General features: G+C 75.4%; 6 protein-coding genes and 1 pseudogene. 4 read left to right on the top strand and 3 right to left on the bottom strand.

Annotated elements, in window-relative coordinates:
* Positions 1-153: 153 nt before the first annotated feature.
* Positions 154-915, top strand: a complete 762-nt coding sequence (locus ABZ497_RS33640) for a maleylpyruvate isomerase family mycothiol-dependent enzyme (protein WP_359811125.1) — start codon at positions 154-156, stop codon at positions 913-915.
* 108 nt (positions 916-1023) lie between these two features.
* Here ABZ497_RS33640 and ABZ497_RS33635 read toward each other — a convergent pair whose 3' ends face one another.
* The 3 genes and pseudogenes from ABZ497_RS33635 to ABZ497_RS33625 all read right to left on the bottom strand — a co-directional run bounded on the left by ABZ497_RS33635 (position 1024) and on the right by ABZ497_RS33625 (position 4028).
* Positions 1024-1902, bottom strand: a complete 879-nt coding sequence (locus ABZ497_RS33635; RefSeq protein ID WP_329491088.1) for a geranyl diphosphate 2-C-methyltransferase — start codon at positions 1900-1902, stop codon at positions 1024-1026.
* Between the two features lie 15 nt (positions 1903-1917).
* Positions 1918-2979 (bottom strand): annotated as a pseudogene (locus ABZ497_RS33630) (family 2 encapsulin nanocompartment cargo protein terpene cyclase); the annotation flags it as partial.
* 485 nt (positions 2980-3464) lie between these two features.
* Positions 3465-4028, bottom strand: a complete 564-nt coding sequence (locus ABZ497_RS33625) for a hypothetical protein (protein WP_359811123.1) — start codon at positions 4026-4028, stop codon at positions 3465-3467.
* A 523-nt stretch (positions 4029-4551) separates the two neighbouring features.
* On the opposite strand from ABZ497_RS33625, the gene ABZ497_RS33620 reads away from it, so the two are divergent.
* From ABZ497_RS33620 to ABZ497_RS33610, 3 genes are all read left to right on the top strand, one after another.
* A complete protein-coding gene (locus tag ABZ497_RS33620; protein WP_359811120.1) occupies positions 4552-7932 on the top strand; it encodes a beta-ketoacyl synthase N-terminal-like domain-containing protein in 3381 nt (1126 codons plus the stop codon).
* 61 nt (positions 7933-7993) lie between these two features.
* Positions 7994-14719: a type I polyketide synthase gene (locus ABZ497_RS33615; RefSeq protein WP_359811117.1), complete on the top strand. Its 6726-nt coding sequence runs from the start codon at positions 7994-7996 to the stop codon at positions 14717-14719.
* A gap of 129 nt (positions 14720-14848) precedes the next feature.
* Positions 14849-15660, top strand: an 812-nt coding sequence (locus ABZ497_RS33610) for a beta-ketoacyl synthase N-terminal-like domain-containing protein (protein WP_359811115.1), incomplete at its 3' end; no start/stop codon positions are given.

Genomic DNA, 15660 nt, shown 5'->3' with positions numbered 1-15660 from the left:
CCGGGGGGAGGCAGCACGTCGAAGGAACGAGGTCCATAGGGCCAGTCAATCACCCGTCCGGCCGGGCCGCGGCCGGTCCGTCGCTCCGGTGGGCGGCCGGTTCCGGCCCACCCGGGGCGGCCCGCCCGGTCGGGGGCCGGGAGAATGGCGGCCATGACCACCACCCTCGATCACCCCGCCGCCGTCGCCGCGGAGACCGCCCGCTTCGTCGCCGTCGTCCGTGCCGCCGACCCGTCCACCGCGGTGCCCACCTGCCCCGGCTGGACGCTGGCCGACCTGGTGCGTCACGCCGGGAGCGTGCAACGCTGGTTCACCGTGCTGCTGCGGCAGCGGATCCAGGAGCCGCCGCGCAGTCGGGAGGTCGACCTGCGGCTGCCGGAGGGGCCGGACGGCTACCCCGACTGGCTGGCCGAGGCCGCGGTCGAGGCCGGTGCGGAGTTCGCCGCGGCCGACCTCGACGCGCCGATGTGGGCCTGGGGCGCCGACCAGCACGCCCGGTTCTGGGTGCGCCGGATGCTCTTCGAGACCCTGGTGCACCGCGTGGACGCGGAGCTCGCCCTGGGCCTGCACCCCGGGATCGACCCGGCGCTGGCGGCCGACGGCGTCGCGGAGTTCCTGGTCAACCTGCCCTTCGCGGCCGGCTTCGCGCCCGGGACGGCCCTCCTGCGGGCGGAGAACCGGACCGTCCGGTTCGCCCGCACCGACGGGGCCGGGGACTGGCTGGTCCGGCTGCGGCCCGACGGTTTCGGACTCGACCCGCAGGGTGCCGGGACGGCCGCCGACGTGACCGTGCGCGGCACCGCCGCGGACCTGCTGCTGTTCCTCTACGGCCGGCTGGACCGGGCCACCGGCCGCTTCGAGGTGACGGGGGACGAGGGCCTGCTGGCGCACTGGGTGGCCAACTCCGCGTTCTGACTCCGCGTTGACCGGTGGGGCCGGCCGTCGCGAACGCGGCGGGCCGGGTGCGGCCGGGGCGGTGCCCCTCGCCACACCCGGCCCCGGAGGCCGGCCCGGTCGGCCCGGTCAGACCCGGTCGGCCGCGATCAGGACGTACTGGAAGGAGCCGTCCTTGTACGAGGAGATGAACGCCTCCTCGATGCCCGTGACGAGCGAGGAGGTCGCGCGCAGCTCCCAGTACGGCAGGGTCGCCGGGGTGAGGTCGATGACGGCCTGCGGCACGAGCCGGTTGTCCGCCATGGCACGCAGGTACTCCCGGCGGGAGTGGATGTTGCACTCGAAGTGCGCGTTGATCTGCGACACCCACTTCGACGGCTGCCCGTAGGCGGGGTTCCAGCAGCCCGTGATGGTGACGTACCGGCCGCCGACCGCCAGCATCCGGGAGTGCTCGGCGAAGAGGTCGTGCAGGTCGACGTACATGCTGGACTCGTTGTTCCACGAGCCCGCCACCTGGCCGGTCTCGAAGGGCATGTCGAGCATGTTGCAGACCCGGGACCGGACCGAGCCGTCGATGCCGAGCTCCCGGGCGCGCCGGTTGCCGAACTCGGCCTGCTTGGCGGAGAGGGTGACGCCCTCGACCTTGCACCCGAAGCGCTGGTGGGCCATCACCATGGAGCCGCCGCGGCCGCAGCCGGCGTCCACCAGGGTGGCGTCGGGGGCGATCGGGCCAAGGTGGTCCAGCAGCACCTCCGCCTGGGCGGACTCCAGCCGGTGCAGCTCGGCGATCACCTTCTTCTCGCGCTCGCTGTCGTCCGGGTCGCCCAGCGAGGCGTGGTCGATGTCGCCGATGCCGTAGTGGTGGTGGTAGAGGCCGTCGACGTCACCGAGGCGCAGATTGACGGGCCGGGCCTCGTGGTCCCAGTAGCGGGCGATGTCGCCCTGGTAGGGCGTGGCGGGACCGGGAACGAGGCTGGTGGGCGTGGTGGGGATATCGGTCGTGGTCATGGGTCAGCTCCTTGGTTACCAGAAGTCGGGCAGGCTGTAGCGGTAGGTGTTGGTCCGGTGCCAGTAGTGGTTGCCGTCGATCCACACGGCCACGCCGCGCAGGAAGCGCAGCAGGGGCGGCGCGGGGCAGGCGGCGGCCAGGGCGGCCGCCTCGGCCTCGAAGGCGTGCATGAGGTCGTTGTGGACCTCGACCGCCTTCAGGTAGCCGTCGCGGTCGGTGCCGCCCTCCTGCTCGGCGAGCACCACCGGGAGGTTCAGGTGCCGGCCGGGGCCGGCGAGTTCCTTGGTGTAGGAGTAGAGGTCGTTGACGATCGTGGTGGCGTTGGAACCGAGCGCGATGACCCGTTGCAGGGCGGGCAGCGTGTGCAGGTCGGCGGGCAGCTCGTAGCCGCCGACGGTGTCCGTGATGGTCGGGCACGGGCGGAAGTTGTTGAACTGACGCATCGCCAGGTACTCCCAGACCGTGGGGACGTGCTCGGTCTCGGCCCAGGCCGCCTCGGCGAGGTACCCCAGGTGCAGGCGCGCCATGTCGTGCCGGAACCGGTCCGCCTGGGACGGGCTCGCGGCGCGGTGGAAGTAGTCCATGGCGGAGCGGTAGGCGCGCCGCGGGGCGTCCTCCTGGAGCGACTCCTCCCAGGCCGGCTGGTACTCCGCCGTGGTGTGCAGGGGGTCGAGCGCGGTGTGCGCGAGGAGTAGCCGCCCGCCGAGGCCGACCGGCGAGCCGCCGTGGTCCTCGCAGTAGCAGTCGTCCACCACGTTCTCGGCGACCATCAGCCGGGCGGCGACCATCAGGTGGTCGGTGTCGGGGGCGTCGGGGTGGCAGGCGACCATGTACCGGCCGATCGAGAACCCGTCGAACTGGTCCTCCCACTCCGGCGGGTACAGCTGGACCTCGTCCACCGCCCAGGCCTTGATCCGGTTGCCGACCTCGTCGACGCGCCCGGGGTCGGGCTCCGGTACCGGGTGGTAGTAGAGGCCCGGAACGGCGCCGCCGGCCTCGGGCGGTGGCGTACGGCGGCCCGGGTGCAGGCCGCCCGTGCCGAGGCCGCTGGGGCCGCTGAGGATCCGCTCCAGGGCGGTACGGCTCATGACCGTACCGCCGAGGTGTCCCCGGTGATCTCCGGTCCGGTGTTCATGGGCATGGACGGGCCTCCCTCCGCGCAGGACCGCGCCGGATGACGGGTCGTCATCCGGCGCGACAGAAGGGGGGATCCCGCAGGTGGTACCCCCCTTGCCGTTCGCTGATCAACGGTAGGCGGGGTGGTCTCGGCCGGAGGCCTCCGGAGCGGTTGATCTACTCGATAGGGTGAATGTTCGGGAAGATCGGGTTTCAAGCGCGCGGTGTGCGCGTGGTGGGGGCGGCCGGGGCGGGGGCCGACCGGCCCGACGGCCGCCGACGGCCGGGTCCGGTACGGAGCCGGGCTCCCGCGCACACGCAGATCGGGGCCGGGTCGGGGGCGCGGAGGGCCGGGGCGGGGGGTACGGGGCCGGAGGTGCGGATCGAGGGGGCGGGGTGCGGCGGGCGTTCCCCGCTGGGGACCGGGGACCACCGGCCCGTCGGGTCAGCCCTCGGTGTTCCGCTCGGCGTCCTCCGCCGCGGCGGCGGCGTCCCGCCGGTCCAGGGCTTCGGCGGTCGCGGGGTACTTGGACCGCAGGCGGTCCCGGAGCGAGAGCGAGGGGCCGCCTGCCCCCTCGGAGGCCGCCGGGTCGGCGGCCGGGGCGGGGGTGGGACCGGTCACCGGGGTAGCGGCGTCGTGGGCCGGGGTCGCGGAATCGGGCGCGGAGTCGGGCGCCGGGTCCGCGGGGGCGCGCAGCCGCGCCAGCTCGGCCTCCAGCTCGGCGACCCGGGACCGCAGCTGCTGCGCCTCCTGGGCGGCGTCCCGGTAGAGCTGCTTGTTGCGCTTGCCGACCTCGGAGAGGGTGTCCACCCGGTCCGCGAAGGCGTCGCGCTCACTGGCGATCGGCTGGACGATCTGGCCGGCGACCACCGCCGCGATCCAGTCGACCCACTCGTTGATCCGGGTGGTGCCCAGCGGGCCGATCAGCTCGGCGTCCTGCAGGCCGGTGAGCATGGGACGGCGGATCATGTCGGCGATGCTCCGCTGCGGGCCGCTCTGTTCGGTCACGACTGCTCCTCGATGCTTGCCCCGCGGTGGGGCGGTGGATGCCGCCGGCGTCACGGCCCGCAGGGCAGGTGCCGGTCTCCTCGGCGATCTCCAGCCTAGCCACCTGCGATTCGGCCGTCGCCGGGTGGCCGGGCCGGGGCCCCGGCGGGGGTGTTCCGGGCCGCCCGGCACCCGGTGGGGAGCGCCGGGCCTCAGTGGCCGGATCCGGTCGTCCGTGAACGTCGGACACCCCGGGTAGTTCGTGCCGCCAGGGATTTTACCGGGGGTTAACAATCGGCCACCGGGTCGACGGGTCGTGTCCGGACGGGCAAGGCGGCGGGGCCGTTCGGGCAATTGCCGTGGTGAAGCGCCCTCGCGGCCGTGATGCCTTGTGGGTACGGCCGGTTGGGCGCCGCCGACAGGCCTCTGACCTCCGGCGCTGAAGCTTGATGTCGTGTACAGAGCGACCCTTGACGCGTTCTGCTGATGCTGGTTCAGTTGCGCTGTGGCCTCACGGGAAGCACACGTATCTTACGAATCTCTCATGTATTCCACTCACAGTGATGCGATAGCCGTTGTCGGCCTGTCGTGTCGGTTACCCGGAGCTTCGACTCCCGATGAGCTGTGGCGACTTCTCCGGCACGGTGAAACCTCTGTCACGGAGGTCCCGGAAGACCGGTGGGGTGAATTGCCGACGGATGGCGGACAAACAGTCGAAACCGGCGGATCGATACCCCGATGGGGCGGTTTCCTCGATCAGGTCGACCGATTCGACCCCGGCTTCTTCGGCCTTTCCCCGCGCGAGGCGGTCGCGACGGACCCGCAGCAGCGGCTGATGCTGGAACTCGCCTGGGAGGCCCTGGAGTACGCCGGGATCGTCCCGGCGACGCTCGACGGACGATCGGCCGGTGTCTTCTTCGGCGCGATATGGGACGACTACGCGACCCTGTTGCACCAGCGCGGTCCGCAGGCCGTCACCCAGCACAGCGTGACCGGGCTGCAGCGCAGCATGATCGCCAACCGGGTCTCCTACACCCTCGGCCTGCGCGGGCCCAGCCTGGTGACCGACACCGGCCAGTCGTCCTCCCTGGTCGCCGTCCACCAGGCCTGTGAGAGCCTGCGCGCCGGCGAGACCGACCTCGCGCTCGCGGGGGGAGTGAACCTCAACCTCGCCCCGCAGAGCAGCATCGCCGTCGCCCGGTTCGGCGGCCTCTCGCCGACCGGCCGGTGCCACACCTTCGACGCCCGCGCGGACGGCTACGTCCGGGGCGAGGGCGGCGCGGTGGTCGTCCTGAAGCGCCTCGCGGACGCGCTCGCCGACGGCGACGGGGTGCACTGCCTGATCCTCGGCGGCGCGGTGAACAACGACGGCGGCGGTGAGGGGCTCACCGCACCCAGCCCGGCGGCCCAGGAGGAGGTCGTCCGGCGCGCCTACCGCCGGGCCGGGGTGGACCCGGCGGACGTCCAGTACGTGGAACTCCACGGCACGGGCACCAAGGTCGGCGATCCGGTGGAGGCCGCGGCCCTCGGCGCCGCCCTCGGGCGGCTACGGGAGCCCGGGCGGCCGCTGGCGGTCGGCTCGGCGAAGACCAACGTGGGGCACCTCGAAGGCGCCGCCGGGATCGTCGGGCTGCTGAAGGTCGCCCTGAGTCTGCGGCACCGGGAGCTGCCGCCCAGCCTCCACTACGAGCGCCCCCATCCGCTGATTCCGCTGGACTCGCTCCACCTGCGCGTGCAGCGGGAGCTGGGGCCGTGGCCGGAGCCGGACCGGCCGCTGCTGGCGGGCGTGAGTTCGTTCGGCCTCGGCGGGACCAACTGCCATGTGGTGCTGGCCGCCGGGCCCCTGCCGACCGCCTCGGCGCCGGGGCTCTCGGAGGGCGGGCGGACGGAGGGCGGGTCCTCGGAGGTCGGCCCCTCGGAGGTCGAGGTCGCGGAGGCCGGGGGCTCGGCGCCCGGGCCCCCGGGCGGTGGGACGGGGGCGGCCCGGACGGTGCCGTGGCTGCTGTCCGGCCGCTCGCCGGCGGCGCTGCGGGCCCAGGCGGCCGCGCTGCTGGCGCGGCTCGACGAGCGGCCCGGGCTCCGCGCGGCGGACGTCGGGTACTCGCTGGCCGTCACGCGCTCGGCCTTCGAGCAGCGCGCCGCGGTGACCGGTCGGGACGACGCCGGGCTCCGGCGGGGCCTGACGGCGCTGGCCGGGGGCGGGCGCGCCGCCGAGGTGCTGTCGGGGCAGGCGTACGGGCGCGCCCGGCTCGCCTTCCTGTTCGCCGGTCAGGGCAGCCAACGGCCGGGGGCCGGGCGTGTGCTCTACCAGGAACACCCGGTGTTCGCAGCGGCGTTGGACGCGGTCTGCGAGCACGTCGACGCGGCCGCGGCCGCAGCCGCCGCGGGAGCGGGCCCGGACCGGCCGCTGCGGGACGTGCTCTTCGCGGCACCGGGCTCCGCCGCCGCGGATCTGCTGGACGGCACCGGTGTCGCGCAGCCCGCCCTGTTCGCGATCGAGGTCGCCCTGTTCCGGCTGCTGGAGAGCCGGGGCGTCCGGCCGGACCTCCTGCTCGGCCACTCCGTCGGCGAACTGGCCGCCGCCCACGTCGCCGGGGTGTTCCCGCTCGCGGACGCCTGCACGCTGGTGACCGCCCGCGGCCGGCTCATGCAGGCGCTCCCGCCCGGCGGCGCCATGGCGGCGCTGCAGGCCGGTGAGCAGGAGGTGCTCCCGCTGCTGGCCGGCCGGGAGTACCTGGTCGGCCTCGCCGCCGTCAACGGCCCGGAGGCGACCGTGGTCGCCGGGGACGCCGAGGAGGTCGAGCGGATCGCGGCCCACTGGCGGACCGCCGGCCGCCGGACCAGAAGGCTGCGGGTGAGCCACGCGTTCCACTCCCCGCACATGGACGCCGTGCTGGACGACTTCCGCGGCGTCGTGGCGGCCCTGGACCTCCGGCCGCCGGAGCTGCCGGTCGTGTCCACGGTCACCGGCGATCTCGTCACGGCCGAGGAGTTCGGCTCGGCCGAGTACTGGGTGCGGCACGTGCGCAGGCCGGTGCGGTTCCTCGACGGCATGCGCCGGCTGGAGCGCGAGGGCGTCACCGCCTACCTGGAGCTCGGGCCGGACGGCACGCTCGCCACGATGGGCCGGGACTGTCTGACCGAGCCCGCGCGGCCGGGCGCCGGTCCCGTCCTCGTGCCCACGCTCCGCAAGGACCGGCCCGAGGCCGACGCGCTGGTCACCGCACTCGCCCGGCTGCACGTCCACGGCGTCGAGGTGGACTGGGCGGCGGAGTTCGCCGGGCACGGCGCCCGGCGGGTCGAGCTGCCCACCTACGCGTTCCAGCGGGAGCGGTACTGGCTCGGGGGCGGCGTGCTCCCACCGGCCCCGGTAGCCGGGACGGCGACCGCGCCTGCCGCGCCTTCCGGGGCCGACGCGGTCGACCGGCCGGAGCGGGCGCCGGTCGGCGACCGGGGCCCGGGCGCGCTGCTCGACCTGGTGCGCTCCGAGGCGGCCGCCGTGCTCGGCCACCACGACGCCGGGCCGGTCGACCCCGGGCTCTCCTTCAAGGAGCTGGGCTTCGACTCGCTGACCGCGGTGGAGCTGCGGGACCGGCTCGGCGCGGCCACCGGGCTGCGGCTGCCGACCGGTCTGCTGTTCGACCATCCGACGCCTCTCGTCCTGGCCGAGCGGCTGGGCGCCCTGCTCCAGCCGGCGGACCGCGCGGCGGGCTCCGGGGCCCTGGCGGAGCTGGACCGGCTGGAGCGGTCGCTGGCCGCGCTCGGGCCGGACAGCGCCGCCTGGGAGCGGGTCGAGGCCCGGCTGCGGTCCCTGCTGGCCGCCAGGCCGCGAACCGACGGCGACGACCCGAAGCCGAACAGGCTGCGGACGGCGACGGTCGACGAGCTCTTCGCCTTCATCGACCAGGAGTTCCGCACCTCCTGACGCGCCCCGACGCGCGATGTCCGAACCTTCCGCACGGCCGCACCGACACGGAGTGAGAGCAGTGGCGAACGAGGAGAAGCTGGTCGAGTACCTCAGGTGGGTGACCACCGACCTGTACCGGACCAGGGAGCGGCTGCGCGCGGCGGAGTCCGCGTCGGGCGAGCCGGTGGCCGTGGTGGGCATGGGCTGCCGGTTCGCGGGGGGCGTGCGGTCCCCGGAGGACCTGTGGCGGCTGGTGGTGGACGGGGAGGACGCCGTGGGGCCGCTGCCGACCGACCGGGGCTGGGACCTGGCGGAGCTGTTCGACCCGGAGGCCGGGCGGCCGGGGTCCAGCTATGTGCGGGCCGGTGGGTTCCTGGACGCGGTGGCCGAGTTCGACGCGGGGTTCTTCGGGATCTCGCCGCGGGAGGCGCTGGCGATGGACCCGCAGCAGCGGTTGCTGCTGGAGACCTCCTGGGAGGCGGTGGAGCGGGCGGGGATCGACCCGCTGTCGCTGCGGGGGAGCCGGACGGGCGTCTTCACCGGGGCGACCTTCCAGGAGTACGGCCCCCGGCTGCACGAGGGCTCGGAGGACCAGGGCGGCTATCTGCTGACCGGCGTCACCCCCAGCGTGATCTCGGGGCGGGTCGCCTACGCGCTGGGCCTGGAGGGGCCGGCGCTGACGGTGGACACGGCGTGTTCCTCGTCGCTGGTGGCGCTGCACCTCGCGGTGCGGTCCCTGCGGTCGGGCGAGTGCGACCTGGCGCTGGCCGGCGGGGTCACGGTGATGCCGACCCCGGGCATGTTCGTCGAGTTCAGCCGGCAGCAGGGCCTGGCCCCGGACGGACGGTGCAAGCCGTTCGCCGCCGCCGCGGACGGCACGGGCTGGAGCGAGGGCGTCGGTGTCCTGTTGGTGGAACGGCTGTCGGACGCGCGGCGGTCGGGGCATCCGGTGCTGGCGGTGGTGCGGGGCAGTGCGGTGAACCAGGACGGTGCGTCGAACGGCCTGACGGCGCCGAACGGCCCTTCGCAGCAGCGGGTGATCCGGCAGGCGCTGGCGGACGCGGGGCTCTCGGCGCGGGACGTGGACGCCGTGGAGGCCCATGGCACGGGCACCCGCCTCGGCGACCCGATCGAGGCCGAGGCACTGCTGGCCACGTACGGTCAGGGCCGGTCCGAGGGGGCGCCGCCGCTCCGGTTGGGCTCGGTGAAGTCGAACATCGGGCACACCCAGGCGGCCGCCGGGGTGGCCGGCGTGATCAAGATGGTGTCGGCGATGCGGGCGGGCGTGCTGCCCAGGACGCTGCACGTGGACGAGCCGTCCCCGCACGTGGACTGGAGCTCGGGGGCGGTCGAGCTGCTGACCGAGGCCCGGGAGTGGCTCCCGGGCGCGCGGCCGCGCCGCGCGGCCGTCTCCTCCTTCGGGATCAGCGGGACCAACGCGCACGTGGTGCTGGAGCAGGCGCCGGCCGAGGAGCCCGGCGAGGAGCCGGCCGGGCTGGAGAGCGGGCCCGAGAGCGGTCCGGAGAGCGGGCCGGCGGTGGTGCCGTGGCTGCTCTCGGGGCGCTCGCCGGAGGCGCTGGCCGCGCAGGCCCGGAGTCTGCTGGCGCACCTGGACGTCCGGGGCGCCCTGGACGCCCGGGGTGCCCTGGACGTCCGGGGCGGCGAACGGCCGGTGGACACCGGCCTCGCGACGGTGGTCACCCGGTCGGTCTTCGAGCACCGCGCCGTGCTGCTGGCCGACCGCGCGGACCGGGAGGCGTTCCGGGCCGGGCTGGCGGCACTGGCCGAGGGCCGGTCCGTCCCGCAGGTGATCGTGGGCGACGCGGCGGTCCGGCCCGGCCGGGTGGTGTTCGTGTTCCCGGGTCAGGGGGCGCAGTGGGCGGGGATGGGTGGGGAGTTGGTGGATTCCTCGCCGGTGTTCGCGGGGCGGTTGGCGGAGTGCGCGCAGGCGTTGCGGCCGTTCGTCGGTTGGGACGTGCTCGATGTGGTGCGTGGTGTGCCCGGTGCTCCGTCGTTGGAGCGGGTGGATGTGGTGCAGCCGGTGTCGTTCGCGGTGATGGTGTCGCTGGCGGCGTTGTGGCGTTCGTACGGTGTGGAGCCGTCGGCGGTGGTGGGGCATTCGCAGGGGGAGATCGCGGCGGCGTGTGTGGCGGGTGCGCTCTCCTTGGTGGACGCGGCGCGGATCGTGGCGTTGCGCAGCCGGGTGATCGCGGAGCGGTTGGCGGGGCTGGGCGGGATGGTGTCGTTGGCGCTGAGCCCGGTCGAGGCGGGGGAGTTGGTGGCTGCCGCGGAGGGCCGGTTGTCGGTGGCGGCGGTGAACGGGCCCGGCTCGGTGGTGGTGTCGGGGGAACCGGCGGCGTTGGAGGGGCTGCTGGCGGACTGTGAGGCGCGGGGCGTGCGGGCGCGCCGGATCCCGGTCGACTACGCCTCGCACTCCGCGCAGGTCGAGACCGTGCGGGACCATCTGCTCGCCGCGCTCGGCCCGGACCGCGCGGCGGCCTCGGAGGTGGCGTTCTACTCCACCGTCACCGGGGACCTTCTGGACACCGAGGGGATCGACGCCGACTACTGGTACCGCAACCTGCGCGAGACCGTGCGCTTCGACCAGGCCGTCCAACGGCTCTCCGCACAGGGCCACGGCGTCTTCATCGAGGTCAGCCCCCACCCGGTACTGCGCCCGGGCATCGAGGAGACGGTCGAGGAACTCGGCCGTGACGCCGTCGTGGTGGGAACGCTGCGCCGGAACGAGGGCGGACTCGAACGCTTCCTCACCTCGGCCGCCGAGGCCTTCGTCCGGGGCGGCCCGGTGGACTGGACGGCCGCGTTCGCGGGCACCGGTGCCACCCCGGCGAGCCTGCCGACGTACGCGTTCCAGCGGCAGTCCTACTGGTGGCGGCCGGCCCCGGGAGCGTCGGGTGACGCGAGCACCCTGGGACTCGCCCCGGTCGACCACCCCTTCCTGGGCGCGGCACTCGCGCTGCCCGACTCCGACGGCGTCCTCGTCACCGGTCGGCTCTCGCTGGCCGAGCACCCGTGGCTGGCGGACCACACCGTCCTCGGGACGACGGTGGTCCCGGGCACGGCCCTGCTGGAGCTGGCCTTCCAGGCCGCCGACCGGGCCGGCTGCGGCCGGGTCGAGGAGCTCACGCTGCACGCCCCGCTCGTCCTGCCGGACCAGGGCGCGGTGTCGCTCCAGGTGGTGGTCGGCGCGCCCGACGAGGCCGGTCGGCGACCGGTGAGCCTGCACTCCCAGCCGGCGGGGGCGCCGGCCGAGCAGCCGTGGACCAGGCACGCCACCGGCCTGGCGGGGCCCGCCGGACCGGTAGGAGGGGCCGGAGCGGCCGGGGAACGCGACGCCGGCCCGGCGGCCTGGCCCCCACCGGGAGCCGGACCCGTCCGGATCGACGGGCTGTACGCGGGCCTGGCCGAGACCGGCCTGCCCTACGGCCCGGCCTTCCGGGGCGTCAGGGCGGCCTGGCGGCGGGGCGACGAGGTGTTCGCCGAGGTCGCGCTGCCCGAGGAGGCCGCCGACGGCGCCGACCGCTTCGCCGTGCACCCGGCGCTACTGGACGCCGCGCTGCACGTCATCGGTCTGGCCCGGCCGGCCGCCGAAACGGCGGACGGCCTGCCGCGGCTGCCCTTCGCCTGGGAGGGCCTGACGCTGCACGCCGTCGGTGCGACCGCGCTGCGGGTCACGGTCACCCCGCTGGGGGCCGGCAAGGTGGCGCTGAGCGTCGCCGACACCACGGGCCGGCCGGTCGCCGGGATCGAGTCCCTGGCGCTGCGGCCGGTCACCCGGGAGCAGCTGGACGAGGTCGGCCGGGCCCACGGCGAGGCGCTCTTCCAGGTCGACTGGGTGGCCGTCGGCGCGCCCGCGGCCACCACGTCGGGCTCCGGAGGCGACTGGGCCGTGGTGAGCCCGGGGGGCGCCGGCTTCGCGGGCCAGAGGCCCGGGGGCGCCGGCTCCGACGGCCCGGTCGGCGGGACGTTCGCCGATCTGCGCTCGCTGGCGGAGGCGGCGACGCGGACGAACGGTGCCGTGCCGGAGGTGGTCCTCCTGCCCTGCGCCGCCCCGGCCGCTACCCCCGACGCGGCCGACCTCGGGGCGGCGGCCCGCGCGCTGGCCGCCGACGTCCTCGACGCGCTGCGGACCTGGCTGGCCGACGACCGGTTCGCCGCCTCCCGCCTGGTGGTGGTGACCAGGGGCGCCGTGACTGTCCGCCCCGGCGAGGGAGCGGCCGCGCCGGTGCAGGCCCCGGTGTGGGGCCTGGTGCGGGCCGCGCAGGCCGAGAACCCCGGCCGCTTCGTCCTGCTGGACCTGGACGAAGGCGACGCCCCACCGGCGCTGCTGGCCGCGGCCGTTCACTCCGGTGAGCCCCAACTCGCCCTTCGCGAGGGCACGCTGAGAGTCCCCCGGCTCGCCGGGGCGGCAGCGGCGCTGACGCCGCCGGTCGGCGCGGCCGTCTGGCGGCTGGACATCGAGGGCAAGGGCACCCTGGAGAACCTGGCGCTGCTGCCGGGCCCGCAGGACTCCGCCACCGGCCCGCTGGCCGAGGGCCGGGTCCGGATCGCGGTCCGCGCCGCCGGACTCAACTTCCGTGACGTCGTGGTCGCGCTGGGTCTGGTCCCGAGGCTCGACGGGCTCGGCATCGAGGGCGCCGGCGTGGTCACCGGGATCGGTCCCGGGGTGGCCGGGCTCGCCGTCGGCGACCGGGTGATGGGCCTGTTCTCCGGCGCGTTCGGACCGGTCGCGGTGGCCGACCACCGGGCCGTCGCCCCGATGCCCGACGGCTGGTCGTTCGCCGAGGCGGCCGCCGTCCCGGTGGTCTTCCTGACCGCCTACCACGGCCTGCGGGACCTGGCGGACCTGCGGCGCGGCGAGAGCGTCCTGGTGCACTCGGCGGCCGGCGGGGTCGGCATGGCCGCGGTGCAGCTGGCCCGGCACTGGGGGGCCGAGGTCTACGGCACGGCCGGCCCGGGCAAGTGGGGCACCCTGCGCGCGTCGGGTCTGGACGAGGCGCACATCGCCTCCTCCCGGGACCTCGGCTTCGAGCAGCGGATCCTGGCGGCGACCGGCGGGCGCGGGGTCTCGGTCGTGCTCAACTCGCTGGCCGGCGAGTTCGTCGACGCCTCCCTGCGGCTGCTGACACGGGGCGGGCGCTTCCTGGAGATGGGGAAGACCGACCACCGGGACGGGGCCGAGGTGGCCGCCGCGCACCCCGGCGTCGACTACCGGATCTTCGACCTGATGGAGGTCGACCCCGGGCGGATCGGCGCGATGCTCCGGGAGGTCCTGGCCCTGTTCGCGGCCGGGGCCCTGCACCGGACGCCGCTGACCGTCTGGGACGTCCGGCGGGCCCCCGAGGCGTTCCGCCACCTCCGCCAGGCCCGGCACATCGGGAAGATCGTCCTGACCGTGCCCGCCGCGCCGGACCCGGACGGCACCGCGCTGATCACCGGCGCCCCGGGGACGCTGGGCGCGCTGACCGCCCGGCACCTGGTGACGCACCACGGCGTACGGCACCTGCTCCTGGCCTCGCGCCGGGGCGCGAAGGCCGACGGAGCCGCCGCCCTCGCCGCCGAGCTGACCGCTCTCGGCGCCACCGTGACCGTCGCCGCGTGCGACGTCACGGACGGCGGGGCGGTCGCCCGTCTGCTGGCCGGGATCCCGGCCGAGCACCCGCTGACGGCGGTGGTCCACACGGCGGGCGTGCTGGACGACGGGATCGTCACCTCGCTGGACCGGACGCGGCTGGACGGCGTCATGGCGCCTAAGGTGGACGCCGCCTGGCACCTGCACCGGCAGACCGAGCACCTGGACCTCGCGGTGTTCGCCCTGTTCTCCTCCGCCACCGCCCTGGTGGGCGCCGCCGGACAGGGCAACTACGCGGCGGCCAACGCCTTCCTGGACGCCCTGGCCGCGCACCGGCGCTCGCGCGGCCTCCCGGCCCTCGCACTCGCCTGGGGGCTGTGGGCCGAACGCAGCGCCATGACGGGGCACCTCGACGGCGCCGACCTCGACCGGATGCGGCGGGTCGGCATGGGCGCGCTGTCCAGCGAGGAGGGGCTGGCACTCTTCGACGCCGCCCACCGCGCGGCCGCGCCGGTCCTGGTGCCGATGCGTCTGGACACCGCCTCCCTGCGGGCACGGGCGGCCTCCGGCGCCGGCCAGGCCGCCGTACCGCCGCTGCTGCGCGGGCTGGTCCGGGTGACCGGCCGCCGGACGGCCGCCGCGGCCTCGCCCACCGGGGGGACGACGCTGGCCCAGCGGCTCGCCGGACTCCGCGGGCCCGAGCGCGAGCGGCTGGTCCTGGACCTGGTGCTCGACGAGACGGCCGTGGTGCTGGGGCACGGTCTCGCCGGCGCGGTCGACGCCCGCCGGGCGTTCCGGGACCTCGGCTTCGACTCGCTGGCCGCCACCGAGCTGCGGAACCGGCTGAACGCCGCGACCGGACTGCGGTTGCCGACCACCACCGTGTTCGACCACCCGACGCCCGCCGAACTCGCGGCCGTGCTGCGTGCCCGGCTCGTCGGCGAGGCCGAGGCCACCGGGGCGCCGGCACCGGATGCCCGCGCCGGGGCGGCGGTCTACCAGGAACTCGACCGGCTGGAGGGCGCGCTCGGCGCGGTGGCGCAGGACGACGAGGCAGTCGCCGGCATCACCGAGCGCCTCGAAGCCCTCCTCGGGAAGTGGAAGGAGGCCCGCGCCTTCGAGACGGGGGCCACCGAGGACCGGCGGGACTACGAGTCCGCCACCGTCGACGACATCTTCTCGCTCATCGACGAGGAATTCGGCCTGTCCTGATCCGCCCCCGCTCCGCCCGGTCCCGTGCTGCCCCGCCCCGCTCCGTGCTGCCCCGCTGCTCCCCTGTCCCGACCGCCCGGCCTGACCTCGAACGGCGCTCCCGGCCTCTACCCGTTGGACGGATTCCCGATGGATAACGAAGAGAAGCTCCTCGACTACCTGAAGCGTGTGTCGGCCGACCTGCGGCAGACCAGGGAGCGCCTGCGGGCGGTGGAGGCCGCGTCGGGCGAGCCGGTGGCCGTGGTGGGCATCGGCTGCCGGTACCCCGGCGGGGTGCGGTCCCCGGAGGACCTGTGGCGGCTGGTGGTGGACGGCGGGGACGCCGTGGGGCCGCTGCCGACCGACCGCGGCTGGGACAACGAGGCACTGTTCGATCCCGAGGCGGCGCGGCCGGGGTCCAGCTATGTGCGGGCCGGTGGGTTCCTGGATGCCGCCACCGAGTTCGACGCGGGGTTCTTCGGGATCTCGCCGCGGGAGGCGCTGGCGATGGATCCGCAGCAGCGGTTGCTGCTGGAGACCTCGTGGGAGGCGGTGGAGCGGGCGGGGATCGACCCGGACTCGCTGCGGGGGAGCCGGACGGGCGTCTTCGCCGGCGCGCTCTCCCAGGAGTACGGCCCCCGGCTGCACGAGGGCTCGGACGACCTCGCCGGCTACCTGCTGACGGGCAACACGCTCAGCGTGCTGTCCGGCCGGGTCTCGTACGCGTTGGGGTTGGAGGGGCCGGCGGTGACGGTGGACACGGCGTGTTCGTCGTCGTTGGTGGCGTTGCACCTGGCGGTGCAGTCGTTGCGGTCGGGTGAGTGCGACCTGGCGTTGGCGGGTGGGGTGACGGTGATGTCGACTCCTGGGATGTTCGTGGAGTTCTCGCGGCAGCGGGGGTTGTCGAGGGACGGTCGGTGTCGTTCCTTCTCGGTGGATGCCGAGGGGTTCGGTATGGCCGA

This window comes from Kitasatospora sp. NPDC005751 (assembly GCF_040630835.1).
Taxonomy (GTDB): Bacteria; Actinomycetota; Actinomycetes; order Streptomycetales; family Streptomycetaceae; genus Kitasatospora.
This window is presented reverse-complemented; position numbering and strand designations above follow the sequence as displayed.